Genomic DNA, 20,970 nt, shown 5'->3' on the forward strand with positions numbered 1-20,970 from the left:
CGTTGCAGCCGTAGTCGGCCAGAACCATGCCGCAGTAGGGGCCGGCGAGGACACGCGTGAGATCGAGGACGACGATGTCTTTAAGCGGTTTCATGTATTCTCCCCCTTGATGAGATATGTAGTGATTTTGGTGACTTACTACTAGCTTGCGGCGGTGGCGTCCGGGCCTTCGAAGCGCCGCTCCGGCAGCATCGTGATGGCGGGACGCGCCTCTGCCGCCTGGATGTGGCTGGCGTAACGGTTGTACAATGTGCGGACGGCCGCAATGACGGCCCGCAGGCTGCTGTCCTGGAAAACGGCGGCGATTTGGGAAACGAGTTGTTCCGGGTTGGCGGCCAGCGACCGGCCGATGAGGAGTTCGGCGATGAGTTTGCGGGCGACGCCGGTGGGCAGCGTGCATTCGGCGTCGATGATGCGGCCGCCGTCGTTTATGTCGACGACGACGACGATGCCGATGGTTTTGACCACTTCGGCCCCGCAGGTTCCTTCAGGCAGTCTGGCGTAAGCGGAAAATAGGATTTTGTTCCTTGTCTCTCTCCCCACTGGTCATCCCTCCCTGCGAAAATATGCGGATGGGATTTCTGTTTATATTATTGCCACTTTTTAATTATATGCTGCTTTTTTGCCGCTTGTCTTACCTGTTGGACTAAGATACCAAATTATTGGCCTGAGAGTGTGGGTTTTCGGCGGCGGCTAAAGGCGCAGGCGCAGGTTGAAGTCGCGGACGTAGTGGCGGGCCACCGGGATGTCGCGGACGGGGCAGTCCTGGAGAACCAGCAGGTAGGTGTTGTTGAACCAGGGGACGACTTCTTCGATGCGTTCGACGTTGACGAGGTAGCTTTTGTGGGTGCGGATGAAGTTGGCTTTGCTCAGCTTGGCTTCAAGTTCGCGCAGGGTGGTGCTGGTGGCGAACTCGCCTTTGCGGGCGACGATGAGGGTGTTCCTTTTGCCGGCGGCCTTGGCGAAGAAGATGTCGGCGGTGCTCAGCAGGATGAGGCGGCCATTGGCCCACACGGGCAGTTTGCCGCCGGTTTCCGTGCCCACGGGCGGGAGGCCGGCGGTTTTTTCCTCGCCGCCGTAGTGGTCCTGGATCTTGCGGATCGCCTTTTCGAGTCTTTCTTTGGAATAGGGCTTGACGAGGTAGTCGCTGGCTTCGAGTTCGAACGCTTTGACGGCGTGTTCGCTGAAGCCGGTGGTGAAGACGACCCGCGGGCGGTCGGCGAGGGCCATGATTTCCCTGGCGGCGGCAAGCCCGTCCATGGTCGGCATCTGGATGTCGAGGAAGACGACGTCGACCGGCCGCTCACGCAGGAATTCCAGGGCTTCTTCCCCGTCCTCCAAGGCGCCGATTACTTCAACCGCGCCGGATTCTTCAAGCATGCAGGCCAGTTCTTCGCGGGCGGGGAATTCGTCGTCAACTATCAGGGCTTTGAGTCGCATCTCGTTCAGTCCTCTCGCCGGGAATGGTGATGGTGACGCGGGTGCCCCGGTCGGGGGCGCTTTCTATTCTGATGCCGGAGTTTTCGCCGTAGAGGCTCTTGAGCCGGGCGTTCACGTTGCCGAGGCCGATGGTTTTCCTGCCGGGGTCGTTTTCGAGCGCCTTGGCGGCGACGGCGGGGTCCATGCCGACACCGTCGTCTTCGACGGTGAGGACGGTTGTGCCGGCCGTCATCCGGGCCGATACTTTGACGGCGCCGCCTCTTTTCTTGGGGTAGATGCCGTGGCGGATGGCGTTTTCGACGAGGGGCTGGAGGATGAGGGGCGGCAGCAGGCAGCTGCAGCCGGGCGGGATGTCGTAGACGACTTTGAGTTTGCCGTGGAAACGGGCCATTTCGATGTGGACGTAGGAGTCGACGTGGCGGATTTCCGTTTCCAGGTCGACGAGTTCTTCGAGGCCGCTGATGTTGTTGCGGTAGAATTGCCCGAGGTGGAGCAGCAGTTCGCGGGCTGTCTCCGGCTGTTTGCGGCAGTAGTAGACGATGGTGTTGATGGCGTTGAAGAGGAAATGGGGGTTTATCTGGGCCTGGAGGGCCTTGATCTCGGCCCGTGTGCGGAGCTGGGCCTCGAGCTCGCCGCCGCTGGCTTCGATCTGGGTGGAGACGAGCTGGCCGAGGCCGATGGCCAGCTCGACCTCGAAGGGTGATATGCCGTTTTCGGCGGCTTTGTAGAGGACGAGCGCGCCGGCGACTTCGCCGCGGTAGGTGAGGGGCACGACGACTTTGGAAGCGAGCGGGCAGTCGGGGTCGACGCAGCCGATGCCGGCTTTCTGCTGGACGACCAGGTATTGGCCGGTTTTCATCACCTGACGGGTGCTGGTGGTGATGATGCCGCTGTCCGATCCGGGCCGGTGATGGTCTTTGCCCATGCCTTCGAAAGCGAGGATGCGGTCGCGGGAGGTGATGGCGACAGCCGCCAGGTTTTCGACGCTGGCGGCGATTATCCGTATCGTCTGCGCGGCTGAGGCGGGGTTGAGACCTTTGCGCATGTAGGTGAGGGTTTTGTTGGCGATCTCCAGCGTCAGTTGGGCCGCAGCGCCTTCGACTTTCTCCCGTTCGCGCGACAGGGTGTCGATGACGGCGAGGAAGGCGGCGACGCCGATGGAGTTGATGATTATCATCGGCGCGCCGATGGCTTTGACGATTTCGAGCGCCTGCTCCGGCGAGGGAGAGAGGAGCAGGAGCGCCATGTGGAACACTTCAAGGGCGGCGGTGAGGAAGAGGGCGTAACGCCACCGTTCTTTGCGCAGGTTGATCTTGGATGCCAGCAGGCCGGCGATGAAGCCTTCGATGATGGTGGAGGCGGCGCTGGCGTAGACGGTGGCCCCGCCGAAGAAGAGGCGGTGCACGCCTGCCATGAGCCCGGCTCCGGCGCCGACGAACGGACCGCCGATGAGGCCGCCGACTACGGCGCCGACCGCCCGGGTGTTGGCGATGGCTCCGTCGACAGGCATGCCGGTATAGGTGCCGAGGATGGAGAGCGCGCCGAAGACGAGCGTGAGCAGCAGTTTGTCGCGCGGCGACGCTTCGTGGTTGAGCATGTATTTTTTGAAGCCTTTGGTTCTGGCGAGGAGGAAGACGAGGAAGAGGAGTACGGTGATTTCCTGGAAGAGGTGCCTGGTTATCGAAAGCAGGTATTCAAGCATTCGCGGCCACCCCGATCGATATATTTTTCGGGCCTGCCAGCCACACTTGCAGATGCGGCGTGCCGTTCGGCCGGACCGGGCCGGTGTGTTGTTGGTATTATTCGTCCTCGGCGGCTTTTTTCCTCCGGGGACGGGCAGGAGGGTGGCGCCGCCTCCTCGACGAGATCGCCGCCCGCCGGCCGGAGAGGTACGCCAGCAATTTCATCGCCCATGCGTCCACGGTTTCTTATAACGCGCTGCGGACGAGATAGTCCCGATAAACGACAAGGCAACCCGCCGGCGGGTTGCCTTTTTTGGCTGCTGATTATGGTTAGCGGTTTTCGTACAGCGAGGCGGCTACGTGGGTGAGTTCGGTGGCGAGGACGGCAAGCGCCTGGCTGGCTTTGGCCATTTCCTGGATGGAGAGTGTCTGGTTATTGATGTTGGCGTCGATGGTGCCGCTTTTGCCGGCGAGGGAGTTGACCGAGTTCTGGATGGTCTTGAGCGCGGTGGTGATTTCTTTTACCGATTCCGAGCTGGCGGTGGCGAGTTTGCGGACTTCCTCGGCAACCACCCCGAAGCCGCGGCCCAGTTCGCCTACACGGGCGGCCTCGATGGCGGCGTTGAGGCCGAGGAGGTTGGTCTGGTCAGCGATGTTTTTGATGAAGGCGACGATGTCGTCGGTCTGTTTGGCAGCGACGGCGAGCTGCTGACCGAGCTTGCCGAGGTCGTGGCTGGCGGCGGCGACGGTCTGGGCGCCGGCGGCGAGCTGCTGCATGCCGGCGGTGAGTTCTTCGGCGGATGAGGCCAGGTCGCTGGCGGCCGCCTGGATCTTCTCCTGCTTGTCGACGGTCTGGGTGGTGGTGACGCAGCCGACAACTTTGTCGCCGTCTTTGATGGCGATGGCGCAGGCGGCGTAGGGCACCCCGTAGGCGGATTTTTCCCGCGATACGATATCGGTGATGGTTTCGCCGGTTTCAAGGCATCTCTGGCTGACTTTGCCCTTGACGGGGTCGCCGACCTTGTTGCCGAGGTTGAGCGATTCGGCCGGGACGTAGGCGATGTATACACCGTCCTTGATGACCGATACGCCGATGTCGCCGGCGACGGCGTCGTTGAGGTATGGAGCGATTTCGGCGAACATGTCGAGGATTTCCGCCGCCGTGCGGCGGCCTTTGTTGGCAGTGCCGTCAGTAGTCATTGAATAATCTCCCCTTCCCATGATGCAAACACAAGACGGCCCCTTGGTGCTGCCGGGCGTAACAGGCAAGCCGGACAGCCCGCCCTTGTGCGGCAGGCTCCTGCTAGAGCGCCGCCGGGACAGGTAAGCTTGGATGTCGCTGTGGTGGTGCTTGAAGCCAATGTTGTTTGGTGGCTACTTTTTCTACATACGGCGAAACGATTCCTGCGAATGGCCACAGAAATATGCTGTCTGCTTTATGTATATTTTGCCAGCGGGGTCCCGCGCGGCCGGCAGGGGTTGGCGGCGATGGCGGCGAATTTCTCCGGCAACATGATGAGCCACCTTGGGACAAGGGGGGAAACGCCTGTGAGACGCTATTCCCTTGTATTGCTCGCCGGACTGCTGCTGCTGGCCGCCTGTTCGCCGGCCGCGCCGCAGCAGAGCTTCCCCGGCGACTGGCAGGCTTTCGACGCGTATGCCGCCGCGCTGATCGGCCGCGAGATGGAGCGGTATAAGCTGGTGGGGGTGAGCGCGGCGGTGGTGGACGGAGATCGTATCGTTTGGGCGCGGGGGTTCGGGTGGGCGGATGCCGCGGGGGGCGTTCCGGCCACACCCGCTACGGTGTACCGCGCCGGTTCGGTTTCGAAGCTGCTGAACGCAGCGGCGGCGATGCAGCTGTGCGACGAGGGGAAGCTGGACCTGGACAAGCCTGTGGCCGCATATCTGCCCGATTTTTCACTGCGGTCGCGGTTCCCGGCCGCGCCGCCGGTGACGCTCCGCCATCTGCTGACCCACCATGCGGGGCTGCCGAGCGATATCGTGGGCGGCATGTGGGGCGACGATCCGCCGCCTTTTACGGCGATTGTCGCTTTGCTGAAGGAGGAGTACGCCGCTTACCCGCCGGGCTATATCGCGGCTTATTCGAATGCCGGTTCGTGCCTGGCGGGCGTGGCCGTGGAGCGGGCGGCGGGCGAGGCGTACGCCGGTTATCTCGACCGGCGGCTGCTGGCGCCGCTGGGTATGACTCATTCGTCCTTTGCCCCGCGGCCGGCGGTGATGAGCCGCCTGGCGAAGGGTTACGATAAGGACGGGCGGGAACGGGCGGATGTCGGCATCCGCGACGTGCCCGCAGGCGGCCTGTATACGAGCGTGGCCGATCTTGGCCGCTTCCTGGCGATGCTTTTCAATGAGGGTGAAAGCGGCGGACAACGCATCCTGTCGCCGGCGGCGGTGCGGGAGCTGCTGCGCGAACAGCCGGCTTCGCCGCTTGACGGCACTTTCCGCATCGGTCTGGAGTTTTTCCTCGAGTACCCGGAGCTCGCCTACGCCGGCAAGATAGCCGGCCACGGCGGGGAGACGTTTCTGTTCCGCTGCCATGTGCTGACCGCTCCCGACCATAAGCTGGGGGTGGTGGTTATGACCAATTCGGCGGGGGCGCGGTCGAAGGACGCGGTCGTCGGCCTGATGAAGGCGGCCATCGCGGTGAAAACAGGGCTTACACCGGCGGACGGAACGGCTGTCAAGGCGCCCCCGCCGCCGGGGACGCCGGCGGCCGCGCCGGGCGGCTTTTACGGGACGGTGGCGGGGCTGGCGAAGGTGAAGCCCGGCGCGCGCCCGGAACTGGCGGTGCGGGGGTGGCGTTTCCGCCTGACGCCCGGCGAGGACGGCTGGCAGACGCCGGAGCTGCTGCTTGGCGGAGTGGCGCCTGTGCCGCTGTCGCTGTTCGGCAAGGATATGGCTGTGGCTTTCCGGACGGTGAACGGCGAGGAGGTCGTTTTCCTCCGCGACGGAGCGAAGGTGTCGACGGCAGGTATGCGCTGCGCCCCCTCCCCTATCCCCTCTTCCTGGCTGCGGTACGCGGGCGGGTATGAGCTAGTCGGCGACCAGAACCTTCAGCTGAAACTCGACGCTTTCCGCGTGTTCGTCGAGGACGGGTTCCTGACGGTGGAGCTGGCCGCCGAGGGGGAAAGCGGTCGCTTCGTGCTCCTGCCGGTGGCGGATAATGAAGCCGTGCTGTATGGCCTGGGACGGCGGATGATGGAGACGATGACGGCGGCCGGGGTGCCGGGCGAGGAGCGGCTGCATTTCGCCGGATTGGAGTTCCGCAAGGTTCAGGCGCAGGAGTTTTTGCCGGATTTATGAGATGGCAAAGGCCGGAGTCTTCGACTCCGGCCTTTAAATATGTGCTTACCGACCGATACGGGCGGCGGTGCGTTTACGGATTTCTTCGGGATCTACATTAATCCTTGCGACGCCGGTTTCGATGGCGGTTTTGGCGACAGCGGCCGCGACTGCCGGGGCGACGCGCGGGTCGAAGGCGTCGACGACGACGAAGTCTTCCCTGAGGTCTTTTTCCGGCAGCAGGTCGGCGATGGCGTAGGCTGCCGCTAGCTTCATCTCTTCGTTGATCTGGCGCGCCCTGACGTCCATCGCTCCCCGGAAGATGCCGGGGAAGACGGTGACGTTGTTGACCTGGTTGGGGGCGTCCGAGCGGCCGGTGCCCGCCACCCTAGCGCCGGCGGCTTTGGCGTCGGCGTAGGTGGTTTCGGGGACGGGGTTGGCCATGCCGAAGACGATGGCGTCTTTGCCCATGCTGGCGACGATTTCTTTGGTGAACAGGTTTGGCCCGGAGACGCCGATGAGGACGTCGGCGCCTTTGGCGAAGTCGACGAGGTTGCCTTGTTGCTTGTCTTTGTTGGTGTTTTTGGCCAGTTCGGCCTGGACGCGGTTGAGGCCGGGCATGCCGTCGTAGAGGGCGCCGGCCAAGTCCACCATGACGAGGTTGGCGGCCCCGGCGTTGACGAGCTGGCGACCGATGGCGGTGCCGGCCGCGCCCGCGCCGTTGACGATTATCCGCGCTGTTTTGATGTCTTTTTTGACGAACCGGAGGGCGCCGATGAGAGCGGAGAGGGCGGCGATGGCGGTGCCGTGCTGGTCGTCGTGGAAGACGGGGATGTCCATTTCTTTTTTAAGGGTGTCTTCGATGTCGTAGCATTTCGGGGAGGAGAGGTCTTCGAGGTTGATGCCCGCGAAGCTGGGCTGAAGGAGTTTGACGGTTTCGATGATTTTCGCCGGGTCTTTGGTGTCGAGGCAGATGGGAACGGCATCGACGTCGCCGAAGACTTTGAAGAGGACGGATTTGCCTTCCATTACCGGCAGGCCGGCTTCGGGGCCGATGTCGCCGAGGCCGAGGACGCGCGTGCCGTCGCTGACGACGGCGACCATGTTGCCGCGGCAGGTGATTTCGAAGGAGAGGTCTTTGTTTGCTTTGATGTCTTTACAGGGTTCGGCAACCCCCGGAGTGTAAAGGATGCTGAGGTCTTGCCGGTTTTTGAGCGGCACTTTGGCCGCGACTCCCAAGATGCCCTGGTGCTCCTTACGGACTTTGAGCGCTTCTTCCCGGATGTCCATTGTTCTCCCCCTTGTCTATTTCCTTTAAGGATATTTTACCACAATCCGAGGATTTTCCACCACATCGAGCCGAGGCCGACCCAGATGACGAGGTTGATGACCGAGACGATGAAGCCGAGCCGCCACCAGGCGCCTTGGTCGAGGTAGCCGGCGTTGAAGAAGATCGGCGACGGGCCGGCGGCGTAGTGGGTGAGGGACATGCAGAGGTTGGAGAGGAAGGCGAAGGCGAGCGCGGCGAGCATGGGGGGCGCGCCGGCGGCCACGGCCACGGCGGTGAAGGCGGCGTACATGGCGGTGATGTGGGCGGTGAGGCTGGCGAAGCCGTAGTGGGCGTACATGTAAACGGCGAGGAGGATGGCCAGGGCGGGCACCCAGGCGATGCCGGCGATGTTGGCGCTGACGTATTTGGCGAACCAGGGGATGAAGCCGAGCTTGGCGAGGAAACCGGCCAGGCCGACGATGGTGCCCATCCAGATGAGGGTGTCCCAGGCGCCTTTTTCATCGAGGACGTCTTTCCAGTCGAGGACTTTGGTGACAAGCATTATGGATACGGCGAGCAGGGCGACGATGGTGGCGTCGACTACCGGCACCCAGGGCAGCACTTTCTTGAGGCCGGCGGCGACCCACAGGGCCAGGGCGAGGACGAAGGCGGCGGCGACGATCTTTTCCGCGGTGGACATGGGGCCCATTTTGGCAAGCTCGGCGGCGGCGATTTCTTTGGCTTCCGGCGTTTTCCTGACTTCGGGCGGATAGATGATGTAGAGGATGTAGGGAACGACGATGAGCGAGATGATGCCGGGCACGATGGCGGCCACCGCCCAGTCGATCCAGGTGATGTTGATGTTGAGGGTTTTGCGCGCCAGTTCGACGCACAGCGGGTTGCCGGCCATGGCGGTCATGAACATGGCGGAGGTGACGACGTTGCCCTGATAGACGGTCTGCATCATGTAGGCGCCGAAGCGGCGGGGGCTGTCGCCCGGCTCGGAACCGAAAGCGGAGCTCAGGCTACGGGCGATGGGGAAGAGGATGCCGCCGGCGCGGGCGGTGTTGGACGGAGTGGCCATGCTGATGACGAGGTCGCTGGCGACGAGGGAGTAGCCGAGCGACAGAGTGCTACCGCCGAGCACGCTCATGAATTTGTAGGCGATGCGGCGGCCGAGGCCGGATTTGATGAAGCCGCGGGCGAAGAGGAAGGCGGCGACGATGAGCCAGATAGTGCCGTTGGCGAAGCCGCTCAGCACTTCGGCCGGTTTGAGTATGCCGGCGAGGGCGGAAAATGTAAGACTGATGATGGCAATCGAGCCCATCGGCAGCGGCTGGAGGATGAAACCGAGGATGGTGGACACGAAGATGGCGAAGAGGTGCCACGCCTGCGGCTTGACTCCCGCAGGCACCGGGGCGAACCAGATGGCCGCGCCGACGGCGACTGTCACTAAGGCCCGAATGAGGTCTTTGTTCATGCTGTCCCTCCTGTTTCTTTTTCTTCGGGCTGCCGCGCGCGCTCCGGATGTATGAAATGATGCCGGTCGGGATAGGCTCGCACGCTGCCAGCCCGTTCATCATTTCCATGATACCTTTCCGGCCCCGGTTTTCGCTATGTTAGGTTAGTTTGTAAACATTTATGCAATTAAAGCAATCGTTTTGTAACTAATGTAAGCGGGGCGCGTCACCAGTATCTGGCGACCAGGGCCTCGTCGGCGTTGACGCAGCGGTATTTATAGACCGGCCGGCCGATGGCGCCGTATACGGCGTCGACTTCGAGCACGCTTTGCCGGGTGAGGAAGTCGAGGTATTTGCGCATCGATACCCGCGAGATGCCGACGGTGCGGGCCATGTCTTCGGTGGAGAAGGCGGCGGCGCCGGTGGCGGCGATCTGGGTCCAGACGCGGCGCAGGGTGTTGCGGTCGAGCCCCTTGGGGAGTTCGGTCTGGGACGGCAGGTCTTTGTGGAGGATGCGGCGGTCGAGGTCGGCCTGGCTGAGGACGGCATTTTGCCGCATGAGCCGCACCCTGTCGCGGTAGGCGGTCAGCGAGGCGTTGAGCCGCTCGAATTCGAACGGTTTGATGAGGTAGTCGACGGCGCCGTATTGGAGGGCTTTCTGGATGCTGCCCCGGTCGGCGGCGGCGGTGACGAGGATGACGTCGACCCCGTCGCCGGCGCGGCGGATGTCGCTCAGGAGCTCAAGCCCGGTTTTACCGGGCATAAAGATGTCGAGGAGGACGAGGTCGACGTTTTCGCGGGCGAGGACGGCCAGGGCTTCGTCGCCCGAGGCGGCGACGGCGGCCAGCTCGAACCCTTCGGTCCTGGCGAGGTAGCGTTTGTTGAATTCGGCTACCATGGGGTCGTCTTCGACGATGAGGACTTTGATCATGCCGTTCCCTCCGCGTGTGTGTAGGGTATCGTTACTGTGAAGCGGGCGCCCCCGTCGTCGCCGGCGGCGAAACCGACGCGCCCGCCGAGGCGGTCGAGGCTGCATTTTACGAGGTATAGCCCCAGCCCGCGGTCGTCGGCTTTTGTGGAAAATCCTTTGGCGAAGATTGCTTCGCCGCTGGCGGGGTCGATTCCCGGACCGCTGTCGGCAACGGCGATGGTGAGCTCACCGCCGCCCACGGCGAAGTCGAGGGTTACCCGTTTGCGGGGAGCGTCGGCGACAGCGTCCAGGGCGTTGTCGATGAGGTTGCCGACGATGGTGATGAGCTCGTGGACGGTTTCCGGGTCGGCGGGCGGGGGCAGGCTGCCTGAGGGGGCAAGGACGAGTTCGACCCCCAGTTCCCGGGCCCGGCTGAGTTTACCGAGCAGGAAGCCGGCCAGCACCGGGTCGCGGATTTGGCCGGTGACGAACCCGGCTTCGGTCTGGCGGGCCTGGGCGATGCTGTTGATGTAGGCGGCGAGCTGGTCGTAGCATTCCATTTTGACCATGCCGAGGATGACGTGGAGTTTGTTCATGAATTCGTGGGTCTGGGCGCGGAGGGCTTCGGCGTAGGTGCGAATGCCGGTGAGCTGTTCGGCGAGCAGGCGGATGTCCGTTTTGTCGCGGAAGGTGGCGAGGGCGCCGACGACTTCCCCGTCGACCCTTATGGGCATGCGGTTGGTGAGGATTTCGACGCCGTTGATGTTCTGCACCTGGTCGAGTTCGACCCGGCCGCTTTCCAGCACTTCCTGCAGCCTGGTGTTGGCGATTTTTTCGGTGACCTTTTGGCCGATGAAGTCGCCGGCGAGGCCGGCCTTGCGCAGGATACGCATCGCTTCGTCGTTGACGACGGTGATGCGGGCGTCTTTGTCGACGGCGATGATGCCTTCGCGGACCGACTGGAGGGTGGCGTTGCGCTCCTCGACAAGGCGGGCGATGGCGAAGGGCTCAAGGCCGAACATGGTTTTTTTGATGTTGGCGGCAAGGGCGAGCGCGCCGGCTACGCCGACGAGCAGGCCGACACCGACGGCAAGGTAGATGATGGAGCGGGCGCGGGCGATTTCCCGTTCGACGTCGTGCAGGAGGATGCCAACGGCGACGGCGCCGACCTGGCGGCCGTCGGCGGCGAGGACGGGGGTGAAGGCGCGCAGCGACAGGCCGAGGGTGCCCTGGGCGACGGAGGTGTATTCGCGGCCTTCTCTGAGCACGGCGACTTCGTCGCCGCCGACAAAGTGCCGGCCGATTATCGCCGGGTTGGGGTGGGTTTTGCGGATGCCGGCCATGTCCATGACGACGATGAATTCGACGTTGGTGGCTTTGCGGATGCCGCTGGCGAACGCCTGCAGGTCGGGCGCTTCCGACCCGCCTGCGAGGCTGGCTATGACCTGGGGCGATCTGGCCATGATGCGGGCGATGTCGGCGGCGTTTTCGCCGATGCTGGTTTCGACGGTGGCGGCGATGTGGCGGGTGATAAGGGTGTTGGTGACCAGCAGCGCCAGGGCGACGACGCCGCAGACGAGGAGGGCGATCTTGGTCTGGAGATTCAGGTAGGGTTTGCCGGCGCTCATGGCGTGTCTCCTTCGGTCGGTTTACCACTTCTTTCGCCCCTGGAATGGATAATCCTCCTCCCCCCTCTCCCACCCAATTTATAGAAGATAAAAAAGGCGACTTACGTCGCCTTTAGTTCTTTTGTATAAAGTCAGAGGCCGCTCAGAATGCTCCGGATGCAAGGCGCACCGGAGGATGACACCGGAAGCGTACATGTACGTACGCTGAGGATGGCAGCCGAGGAGCAACGCCGCAGACGGGGCATTATCAGCGGCCGAGTATTCTAGCTGGCGATGACTTCGATGATGGTAAGATCCTTCCTTTTCTCCAAATCGACATAGTCGCCGCCGGCGAGCTTTACGACCGGCTGGGCGGGCCGTTCTTTGTCGAGGTATACGACTCTGGCTTCCGTGCCGTCGGAGAGGCGGACAAGGAAGCCGATTAGGGATTCGCGCACATGGCTGACGAAGGGCAGGGCAACGGCCGGGTCGAGCCTGGCGAACATTTCGCCGAAGACTTCGGCGACGACGCTGAACGGGGTGAGGGCGCCGCGGTAGACGCGCTGGGAGGTCATGGCGTCGTACATGTCGGCGACGGCGATTATCCGCGCGTAGTCGGCGATGTCTCTGTCTTTGAGGGCGGCCGGGTAGCCGCTGCCGTCGAGGCGCTCGTGGTGCTGGAGGACGCAGAGCTTGACCGACTGGGGGATGCGGTCGGTGTCTTCGATGAGTTTGTAGCCGCGGGTCGGGTGTTCTTTGATGACGGCCATTTCTTCGGCAGACAGCTGGCCGGGCTTGTTGAGTATCTGCAGGGGTATCTGCGTTTTGCCGATGTCGTGAAGCAGCCCGGCGAGGACGATTTCGCGCAGGACTTTGCCCCTGACTTTGAGCCATTTGCCTAAAAGCCCGGCGATGACGCCGACGTTGAGGGAGTGGCGGAAGGTGTAGTCGTCTGTGGACCGGACGCTGGCAAGGTGACTGATGACGCCGGAGGCGTCGACGAGCGATTCGATGGTCTGGTCGGCGAGTTCCTGGATCTGCCCCAGGGGCACTTCTTTGAAGTAGCGGGTTTTTTCGAAGGCGTCCTTGAGGGTGCGGATGATGTCGGTGTATTTTTTTGCGAAGGCTTCCCGTTCGGAGACGAAGCCATAGACGTTATTGCCGCCTTCGCGGATGATTTCCTTGATGTACAGGGACTGGATGTGCCAGGTTTTGAGCAGGACGAGCATGGATTCGGTCAGGACGGTGTTTTCGTTGAGCAGGATGCTCATGTCGTCCGACACGACCGGCCTCGCTAGGATCATTCCCGGCTGAACTTCCGAGAGCAGATGGTGTTTGGTAAGCCACAGCATGAAGGACACCTCCCCTTATTTTAAGGGTACCATACCGCGAAGGCTAGGACAACGGGACTAAAGTACCTTTATTACATAATATCGTAGGTCCGCAGGCGGATGTTAATGGGACAGGTAATATAAAAGGCACCCTTTTCAGGGTGCCTTCAGGCTGACCTGGCTTACACTTAGCGCTGGACGCGGCCGGAGGCGTCGCCGCCGGCGAGGGTTTTGACTTCGGCGACGGTGACGTGGTTATGGTCGCCTTCGATGGAGTGTTTGAGGCAGGAGGCGGCGACGGCGAATTCGAGGGCGTCTTTGTTGGCGAAGCCGCTCATCATGGCGTAGATGAGGCCGCCGGCGAAGGAGTCGCCGCCGCCGACGCGGTCGACGATGTGGATGGGGTAGGTGCGGGAGAAGTGGTATTCGCCGTCTTTGTGGAGCATGGCCGCCCAGTTGTTGTCGGAGGCGGAGATGCTGCCCCGGAGGGTGATGGCGACGGCTTTGAAGCCGAAGCGTTTTTTGAGTTCTTCGGCGACCGCTTTGTAGCCGTCGTGGCTGAGGCTGCCGCCGACGATGTCGGTGTCGGGGGCTTTGATGCCGAAGACTTTTTCGGCGTCTTCTTCGTTGGCGATGCAGACGTCGACATAGGGCATGAATTGGGCCATGACTTTGCCGGCTTTTTCGCTCGTCCAGAGGTTTTTGCGGAAGTTGAGGTCGCAGCTGACGGTGAGCCCGGCGGCTTTGGCGGCCTGGCAGGCGGCGAGGACGGCGTCGGCGACGCTGTCGCCGAGGGCGGGGGTGATGCCGGTGAAGTGGAACCAGTCGGCGCCTTTGAAGATGGCCGGCCAGTCGAAGTCTTCTTTTTTGGCCTGGGAGATGGCGGAGAGTTTGCGGTCGTAGACGACTTTGGAGGGCCGCTGTGAGGCGCCTTTCTCAAGGAAGTAGATGCCGAGGCGCTCGCCGCCCTTGAGCATGTAGGCGGTGTCGACGCCGTAGCGGCGCATTTCGTTGACAGCCGCCTGGCCGATGGGGTTGTCGGGCACTTTGGTGACAAAGCTGGCGGGGATGCCGAAGTTGGCCAGGGATACGGCTACGTTGGCTTCGCCGCCGCCGTAGACGACTTCGAAGGCGTTGGCCTGTTCGAAGCGCAGGTAGCCGGGGGGGGCGAGCCGTAGCATGATTTCTCCGAAGGTTACTGCTTTCATTGTTTGTGCTCTCCTTCCTATTGGCCGCGGGCGGCGCGGATTTTGGCGACAAATTCTTGGGCGATGGCGGTGATGGATTGCCAGTCGCCTTTCTTGGCGCCGGCGGTGAGGTTGCCGCCGACTCCTACTGCTACGCAGCCGGCTTTGATCCATTCGGCGACGTTGTCGAGGCTGACGCCGCCGGTGGGCATGAGGGGCGCCTGGGGCAGCGGGCCTTTGACGGCTTTGACGAAGGTGGGGCCGAGGGTTTCGCCGGGGAATACTTTGATGACGTCGGCGCCGGCTTCCATGGCTTCGACGATTTCCTTGATGGTGCCGCAGCCGGGCATGATGGGTATCTGGTAACGGTTGCAGAGTTTGATGGTGTCGAAGTTGATGCTGGGGGCGACGACGTACTGGGCACCGGCGAGGATGGCGATGCGGGCGGTTTCGGGGTCGAGGACGGTGCCGGCGCCGATGATGATTTCGCCGGATTTGTAGGTGCGGCAAAGGTCTTTGATTGTGTCGGCGGCGCCGGGAACGGTGAAGGTGATTTCGATGGCCGCTACGCCGCCCTGGATGCAGGCGTCGGCAATTTTGGCGGCCTGCTCGGAGCTTTCGGCCCGGACGACGGCGACGAGGCCTGCGGCGGCGATTTTCTGCACTACTGCTTGTCTTGAAAGCATTGTCGTTCCTCCTTAGCGGTGGTGTCGGGGCAAGGCTCAAGCCGGCGGGTAATCCGCCGGCCCTCACCTCAGAAGGTGATGATTATTTTGCAGGTTTTGTCGGGTTCGTCTTCGAGGGTTTTGAAGGCGTCGTTGATGTTGGCGAACGGGAAGCGGTGGGAAATGAGGGGCGTGGTTTTGACTTCCTTGTTGGCGAACCAGCCGATTACTTCGGGGAATTTACCGGCGTGCATGCGGGAGCCGCGGATGTCGAGCTCTTTGCGGGTGATCGGCAGCTCCGGCACCTGGGAAGGCGACGGGTTGAAGCCGAGGATGACTACGCGGCCGGTCGGCGCGGTGTGTTCGACCGCCTGGGCGAAAAGCTCGGGCAGGCCGACGGCGTCGACGGCGACGTTGACGCCGTAGCCGTCGGTGAATTGGCTGACGGCGACGGCGAGGTCCTGTTTCTGCGGGTTGACGGTTACGTCGGCGTCGAGCCGGCGAGCGAGCTCAAGCCGCCCTTCGGATACGTCGGTGATGATGACTTTGGCGCGGCGGCGCTTGGCTGCCTGGAGGGCGACGAGGCCGATGGGGCCGGCGCCCATGATGAGGACGGTGTCGCCGGCGGCCACTTCGCCGCGGCTGGTTACCTGGGCGCCGATGGTGTAGGGCTCGATGAGCGCCGCCTCGTCCCAGGGGATATCGGCGGGAATCTTTTGGACGTTGCCTTCGGGCAGGACGATGTATTCGGCGCAACCGCCTTCGGCGGCGACACCCATGCATTTTACGTCCCGGCAGACGTTGCCCCGTCCCGAACGGCAGGCCGGGCAGCGGCCGCAACTGACGACCGGGTCCATGACGACGTGGTCGCCGGCTTTGACTTTGCTGACGGCGCTGCCGGTTTCGACGACTTCGCCGACGACTTCGTGGCCGATGACGCGCGGATAGACGACGGTGGCGAGTTTGCCGTGGTAGGCGTGGAGGTCGGAGCCGCAGATGCCCATCGCCTTTACGCGGATGAGGACGCCGTCGGCGGTGACGGCTGGCATGGATGTCTCGACTAGTTTAAGGTCATGGGGTCCGTAAAGGATTGCTGCTTTCACTGAATTGCCTCCCTGTTCCCGGTCCGTCTTAGCGGGGGCGGGAACGCGACTTTTTTTCCGCGGACTTTGGTATTAGCGGCCCATCCAGCCGCCGTCGACGACCAGGATATGGCCCTGGAGGTAGTCGGATGCGGCGGAGGAGAGGTAGACGGCGGCGCCTTTCATGTCGTCGGGCGTTCCCCAGCGGCCCTGCGGGATGCGGGCGAGGATGGCGGGCGCACGCTCGGCGTTCTTTTGGAGGGCTTCGGTCATTTCGGTGGCCATGTAGCCGGGGGCGATGGCGTTGACGTTGATGCCGTGGGCGGCCCATTCGTTGGCGAGCGCCTTGGTCATGCCGGCGACGCCCGATTTGCTGGCGGTGTAGGAGGGGACGATGATGCCGCCCTGGAAGGACAGCAGGGAGGCGATGTTGACGATTTTTCCCTTGCCCTGTTTCATCATTTCCTTGGCCGCCGCCTGGCACATGAAGAACATTGTTTTGAGGTTGACGTTCATGACGTCGTCCCAGTCTTTTTCGGAGAATTCGATGGCCGGGGCGCGGCGAATGATGCCGGCGCAGTTGATGAGGATGTCGATTTTGCCGAAGTTTTTGAGGGCCGCGTCGATGACGGCGGGGACGGTTTTGACGTCGGTGAGGTCGGTCTGGACGGCTACGCATTTGCGGCCGAGGGCCGTGATTTTGGCCGCGGTTTCGTGGATGCGGGCGCTGCTGGCGACGACGACGAGGTCGGCGCCGGCTTCCGCGAGCCCTATGGCCATTCCGGCGCCGAGGCCGCGGCTGGCTCCGGTTACGATGGCTACCTTGCCGGCAAGGGAGAATTGTTCGAGAATCATTTGATCGCCTCCATTAGTATTGCGTTTTTTGTTATTGAATGCTCCGGCCTTCGTAGATGGAGCGTAGAATAACCTGCATGTCTTCCGCCGATACGGGTACGGGGTTTACTTTGGTCGAGCCTTTGAGTGAGTTTTCGACGAGGAGGGCAAAGTCGGCGGCAAAGTCGGCTTCGCTGATGCCCAGGGCTTTGAAGGACGCGGGGATGCCGAGCCGGGCGTTTAGTTCGCGGATGGCGGCGACGAAGTCGTCGCGGTCGATCCGCTTGGCGAGGCGGGCGAGTTTTTCGCGCACTTGGGCGTCGCGGGTGTTGAACTCGAGGACATAGGGAAGGGCGACGGCGATGACGAGGCCGTGGCCGAGGTCGTATTTGCCGCCGAAGGCGTGGGCGATGCCGTGGTCGAGGCCGGTGCCGACGTTGGCGAAGGCGCAGCCGGCCAGGCATTGGTAGTTGTGGACTTTTTCGCGGGCGACGTGGTCGCCGGCGGTGACGCTGGCGGGGAGGTGGCGGAAGAGGCCTTCGATCGCGCCGGCGGCCATGGCTTCGGTGAAGTCGTCGAGGTTGGGGTTTGTGTAGCATTCGACGGCGTGGGCCATGGCGTCCATGCCGGTTTCGGCGGCAACGCTTTTCGGCATCGACAGGGTCATGTCGACGTCGAGGATGGCGTAGTCGGGCACGAAGGCCGGCGATTTACCGCCGACTTTGAGGTCTTCGCCGCGGTAGGTGAGGACGGCGAAGCAGGTTACTTCGCTGGCTGTCCCCGAGGTGCCGGGGATGGCGATGAGCCTGATTTTTTCCCGTTTCTGGGGGATGGCCTGCCGGAAGGCGGCAGCGACGTCGAGGCCGGGGTGTTCGTAGAAGACGCTCATGACTTTGCAGGCGTCGATGGCCGAGCCGCCGCCGAGGCCGATGACGGTGTCGGGGGCAAATTCCCGCATGCGGGCGATGCCTTCGACGACGGTTTCGACGGGCGGGTTTTTGGGCACGCCGCTATAGACGAGCGTCTGGCAGCCTTTGGCCGCCAGCAGGCCCTGGATTTTGGCGAGCATGCCGTTTTTGACCACGGAATTGCCGCCGGTCACGATGAAAGCCCGCCCGATGGGCAGGTCTTTCAGGCATTCGACTGCGCCGCGGCCGGTGACGATGGCCTGGCCGTGGAATCTTAGTTCTTTCATTTTACATCACCCCTGACGTTTTGCTGATGCTATTGCGTTTTCTGCGCAAGGCGGCAGCCGCTCTGGACGATGTTGCGGATGCTGTAGATTATCATGAGCGCCCCGGAGAACGGCATGCTGGCGTAGAGCAGTTTTTTCGGCATGTTGATGATCGGCGTCCAGTCTTCGGCCCTCATGGTGAGGTTGAGGGAGTAGTAGGTGAAGGCGGCAATGAAGGAGATGCTGATGAGGTTGATGATGATGTCGAGCAGTTGGCCGGCGAGTTTGCCTTTGAGGTAGTCGGGCAGGAAGGCGACGACGAAGTGCTCGTTTTCCCGCCAGAGGGCGGCGGCGCCGAGGAAGACGAACCAGGCGATGAGCATTTCGATGACTTCGTCGAACCAGCCGAAGGAGGTGATGGGTACGAAGCGGATAAAGACGTTGGCGACGAGGAGGAGGAAGATGGCGCCGAGCATGGCTACGCTGCCCCAGCGCAGGATATAGCCGAACACTTTATCAATATTTTTCAACGCTTCCACTGTCATCCCCTCCTATTTGAACATGTTTGGTATCCACAGGACGAGGTCCGGCGAATACGCGCAGATGATGGTGACACAGGCGATGCCGATCAAGTAGGGCGAAAGCTCCCGGCTTAGGTCCCAGATGCCGACGTTGCTGATGGTGGCCATGGTGTAGAGGCACATGCCGACAGGCGGCGTGAGGAGGCCGACCATGGAGCAGAGGATGTTGACGACGCCGAACTGGATGGGATCGATGCCGTATTGGTAAACGATCGGCATGAAGACGGGGACGGTGATGACGATGATGGCGATGCCTTCCATGAAGCAGCCGAGGATGAGGAGGACGACGATGGTGATGGCCATGAAGACGTTGGCGCTGGTGCCGAGGGCGGTGAGTTCGGTGATGACCTGCTGGGGCACGGTCTGGTGGATCAGGAGCCAGCCGAAGAAGCCGGCCACGGAGATGATGAACATGATGCGGATGGTGAACATGGTGGTTTCCCAGCCGATGCGGGGCAGGTCGCTTATTTTGATTTCCTTGTAAACTGCTAGCCCGAGGAAAAGGGCGTAGACGCAGGCGACGACCGAGGCTTCGGTGGGGGTGAAGACGCCGCTGACGATGCCGCCGATGATGATGACCGGGCACATGAGGGCGAGAAAGGCTTCTTTGAAGCTGACGAGGATTTCCTTTAGGGGAGCAGGGTCCTGCCGGGGATAGCCGCGGTGTTTGGAGATGAAGTAGACGGATACGCCCATGGCGGCGGCCATCATGAAGCCTGGCAGGAAACCGGCGAGGAAGAGCTGGCCGATGGAGACGCCGGTGATGCTGCCGTAGATGACAAAGGGGATGCTGGGGGGGATGACGGGGCCGATGGTGGCGGCCGCGCCGGTGATGGCGGCGGTGAAGCGGCGGTCGAAGCCCCGCTCGGGCATGGCTTTCATGGCGAGCATGCCGAGGCCGGCCGCTTCGGCGACAGCGGCGCCGCACATGCCGGACATGATGACGGCGGCGACAATGACCACCTGGCCGAGGCCGCCCCAGACGTGGCCGACGAGCGAGCCGGCGAAGCGGAAGATGCGGGTGGTGACGCCGCCGGTGTTCATGAGGTTGCCGGCGGCGATGAAGAAGGGGATGGCCAGGAGGGTGAAGCCGGTGGTGGCCGAGTACATGCGCTGGGCGACCATGGTGAGGTTGTGGAAGCTGTCAAGGATGGTGAAGAAGATCATCGAGGTGACGCCCATGGCGGTAGCCACCGGGACGCCGATGAACATGAATAAGACGAGGACGCAGAAAATTATCAGAGCAAGCATGCTCAGACCCAACTCCTTAGTAAAGAGTGACTGCTCCGCGCGCACTGGGAGGGGAAAAGGAAACCCGGCGGCCAAACTCGGCTAGCCGTGGCCCGGCCGGCCGGGTTTCCTTGGAAGGGGCGGATTACTTGGTGGAGTCAGCCATCTTTATGAAGGCGTCGACGTTGTCTTTGCCGGCATACGCGCCGATTTTGTCATAGGCGGGCTGCATTTTGGCTTTGAAGTCGGCGACGTTGGGTTTTGTGACTTTCATGCCTTTTTCTTCAAGTTGTTTGACGAGGTTGGCTTCTTCTTTCTGGACTTCGGCCCTCATGAAATCGCCGGCTTTTTTGCTCTCTTCTTTGATAATTTTCTGCTGGTCCGGCGTCAGTTTGTCCCAGGTCTTTTTGCTCATGACATGAACCATGGAGTTGTAGACGTGGTTGGTGAGGGCCAGGTGTTTCTGAGCTTCGTAGTATTTGTTGTGGAAGATGATCGACAGGGGGTTCTCCTGGGCGTCGACGACACCCTGTTTGAGGGCCATGAACAGTTCGGGGAAGGCGATCTTGGTGACGTTGCCGCCAAGCGCTTCCATGGCCGCCTGGAGCTGGACTTCCGGCGGCGTCCTGATCTTCAGGCCTTTGACGTCATCCGGAGAGTTGATGGGCCGGATGTTGTTGGTGAGGTTGCGGAAGCCCCACTCCCAGTTGGCGAGGAAGATGAGCCCCTGTTTTTCGAGGTCGGGGGCCGCCCACTGCATGAAGGGGCCGTCGAGGACCTTGTAAGCGTGGTTGGCGTCTTTGAAGACGAAGGGCAGCATGACGACGGCGAATTTCTTGGAGTATTTGTCGAGCGCGCCCTGGGTGGGCAGGCTCATGTCGATGGCGCCCATGATGTTCTGTTCGAGCATTTCGGGTGGGGAGCCGAGCTGGTTGTCGGGGAAGACGGAGATTTTGATGGCGCCGTTGGTCCGTTTTTCGACGTTTTCGGCGAACATCTTGGCAGCTGCGTGACCGGGGTGACCGGCCGGAGCGTAGTGGCCGAACTTCATGGTAATGGCTTTGACTTCCTGCTTGGCGGGCTCGCTTTTGCCGCCGCATCCGGCCATGGCGACGACGCCGGCCAGGAGGATGAGGGCAAGGAAAATACTGAGCGTCTTTTTCACAAGCATCCCTCTTTACCATAATTTAGTTCGCAGTGAAGTTTACCTTTTT

The 20,970-nt window shown here is 62.3% G+C and carries 19 protein-coding genes; 1 reads left to right on the plus strand and 18 read right to left on the minus strand.

The window, feature by feature from the left end:
* The 5 genes from RIN56_14885 to RIN56_14905 all read right to left on the minus strand — a co-directional run.
* Window positions 1-94, minus strand: a 94-nt coding sequence (locus RIN56_14885) for a CoA transferase (GenBank protein MDR7868080.1), incomplete at its 3' end; no start/stop codon positions are given.
* A 47-nt stretch (window positions 95-141) separates the two neighbouring features.
* Complete coding sequence (locus RIN56_14890) at window positions 142-543, minus strand: DUF3870 domain-containing protein (protein MDR7868081.1); 402 nt, start codon at window positions 541-543, stop codon at window positions 142-144.
* 150 nt (window positions 544-693) lie between these two features.
* The gene (locus RIN56_14895; GenBank protein ID MDR7868082.1) at window positions 694-1,440 is read right to left on the minus strand and encodes a LytTR family DNA-binding domain-containing protein; all 747 of its coding nucleotides are present in this window, start codon (window positions 1,438-1,440) and stop codon (window positions 694-696) included.
* The gene (locus RIN56_14900; GenBank protein MDR7868083.1) at window positions 1,415-3,142 is read right to left on the minus strand and encodes a LytS/YhcK type 5TM receptor domain-containing protein; all 1,728 of its coding nucleotides are present in this window, start codon (window positions 3,140-3,142) and stop codon (window positions 1,415-1,417) included. The genes RIN56_14895 and RIN56_14900 overlap by 26 nt, the downstream gene beginning before the upstream one ends.
* Window positions 3,143-3,452: 310 nt before the next feature.
* The gene (locus RIN56_14905) at window positions 3,453-4,322 is read right to left on the minus strand and encodes a methyl-accepting chemotaxis protein (protein ID MDR7868084.1); all 870 of its coding nucleotides are present in this window, start codon (window positions 4,320-4,322) and stop codon (window positions 3,453-3,455) included.
* A gap of 348 nt (window positions 4,323-4,670) precedes the next feature.
* Here RIN56_14905 and RIN56_14910 point away from each other — a divergent pair, with 348 nt between their 5' ends.
* The gene (locus tag RIN56_14910; protein MDR7868085.1) at window positions 4,671-6,446 is read left to right on the plus strand and encodes a serine hydrolase domain-containing protein; all 1,776 of its coding nucleotides are present in this window, start codon (window positions 4,671-4,673) and stop codon (window positions 6,444-6,446) included.
* A 45-nt stretch (window positions 6,447-6,491) separates the two neighbouring features.
* On the opposite strand, the gene RIN56_14915 is transcribed toward RIN56_14910, so the two are convergent.
* The 13 genes from RIN56_14915 to RIN56_14975 form a co-directional block, all read right to left on the minus strand.
* Window positions 6,492-7,715, minus strand: coding sequence for an NADP-dependent malic enzyme (locus RIN56_14915; protein MDR7868086.1), 1,224 nt, complete (start codon window positions 7,713-7,715; stop codon window positions 6,492-6,494).
* Window positions 7,716-7,750: 35 nt separating this feature from the next.
* Window positions 7,751-9,175 (minus strand): anion permease, encoded by a 1,425-nt coding sequence (locus RIN56_14920; protein ID MDR7868087.1) that lies wholly within the window; start codon window positions 9,173-9,175, stop codon window positions 7,751-7,753.
* A gap of 206 nt (window positions 9,176-9,381) precedes the next feature.
* Window positions 9,382-10,086: a response regulator gene (locus RIN56_14925; GenBank protein MDR7868088.1), complete on the minus strand. Its 705-nt coding sequence runs from the start codon at window positions 10,084-10,086 to the stop codon at window positions 9,382-9,384.
* Window positions 10,083-11,693 carry a DcuS/MalK family sensor histidine kinase gene (gene dcuS / locus RIN56_14930; GenBank protein ID MDR7868089.1) on the minus strand — a complete coding sequence of 537 codons (1,611 nt, stop codon included), beginning with the start codon at window positions 11,691-11,693 and terminating at the stop codon, window positions 10,083-10,085. The genes RIN56_14925 and dcuS overlap by 4 nt, the downstream gene beginning before the upstream one ends.
* Before the next feature lie 263 nt (window positions 11,694-11,956).
* Window positions 11,957-13,024, minus strand: a complete 1,068-nt coding sequence (locus RIN56_14935) for an HD-GYP domain-containing protein (GenBank protein ID MDR7868090.1) — start codon at window positions 13,022-13,024, stop codon at window positions 11,957-11,959.
* Window positions 13,025-13,191: 167 nt separating this feature from the next.
* On the minus strand, window positions 13,192-14,211 hold the full coding sequence (locus RIN56_14940) for a sugar kinase (GenBank protein MDR7868091.1): 1,020 nt from the start codon (window positions 14,209-14,211) through the stop codon (window positions 13,192-13,194).
* A gap of 17 nt (window positions 14,212-14,228) precedes the next feature.
* Entirely contained in the window at window positions 14,229-14,876 is a 648-nt protein-coding gene (locus tag RIN56_14945) for a bifunctional 2-keto-4-hydroxyglutarate aldolase/2-keto-3-deoxy-6-phosphogluconate aldolase (protein MDR7868092.1), read from the minus strand.
* Window positions 14,877-14,944: 68 nt separating this feature from the next.
* Window positions 14,945-15,958, minus strand: a complete 1,014-nt coding sequence (locus RIN56_14950) for a zinc-binding alcohol dehydrogenase family protein (protein ID MDR7868093.1) — start codon at window positions 15,956-15,958, stop codon at window positions 14,945-14,947.
* A gap of 72 nt (window positions 15,959-16,030) precedes the next feature.
* The gene (gene kduD / locus RIN56_14955) at window positions 16,031-16,792 is read right to left on the minus strand and encodes a 2-dehydro-3-deoxy-D-gluconate 5-dehydrogenase KduD (protein ID MDR7868094.1); all 762 of its coding nucleotides are present in this window, start codon (window positions 16,790-16,792) and stop codon (window positions 16,031-16,033) included.
* Between the two features lie 31 nt (window positions 16,793-16,823).
* Window positions 16,824-17,966, minus strand: coding sequence for an iron-containing alcohol dehydrogenase (locus tag RIN56_14960; GenBank protein ID MDR7868095.1), 1,143 nt, complete (start codon window positions 17,964-17,966; stop codon window positions 16,824-16,826).
* A 29-nt stretch (window positions 17,967-17,995) separates the two neighbouring features.
* Window positions 17,996-18,484, minus strand: coding sequence for a TRAP transporter small permease (locus RIN56_14965; GenBank protein MDR7868096.1), 489 nt, complete (start codon window positions 18,482-18,484; stop codon window positions 17,996-17,998).
* Between the two features lie 12 nt (window positions 18,485-18,496).
* On the minus strand, window positions 18,497-19,777 hold the full coding sequence (locus tag RIN56_14970; GenBank protein ID MDR7868097.1) for a TRAP transporter large permease: 1,281 nt from the start codon (window positions 19,775-19,777) through the stop codon (window positions 18,497-18,499).
* Window positions 19,778-19,901: 124 nt separating this feature from the next.
* Window positions 19,902-20,921, minus strand: coding sequence for a TRAP transporter substrate-binding protein (locus RIN56_14975; GenBank protein ID MDR7868098.1), 1,020 nt, complete (start codon window positions 20,919-20,921; stop codon window positions 19,902-19,904).
* Window positions 20,922-20,970 lie beyond the last annotated feature (49 nt).

The organism is Sporomusaceae bacterium, assembly GCA_031460455.1.
Classification (GTDB): domain Bacteria; phylum Bacillota; class Negativicutes; order Sporomusales; family UBA7701; genus Anaeroselena.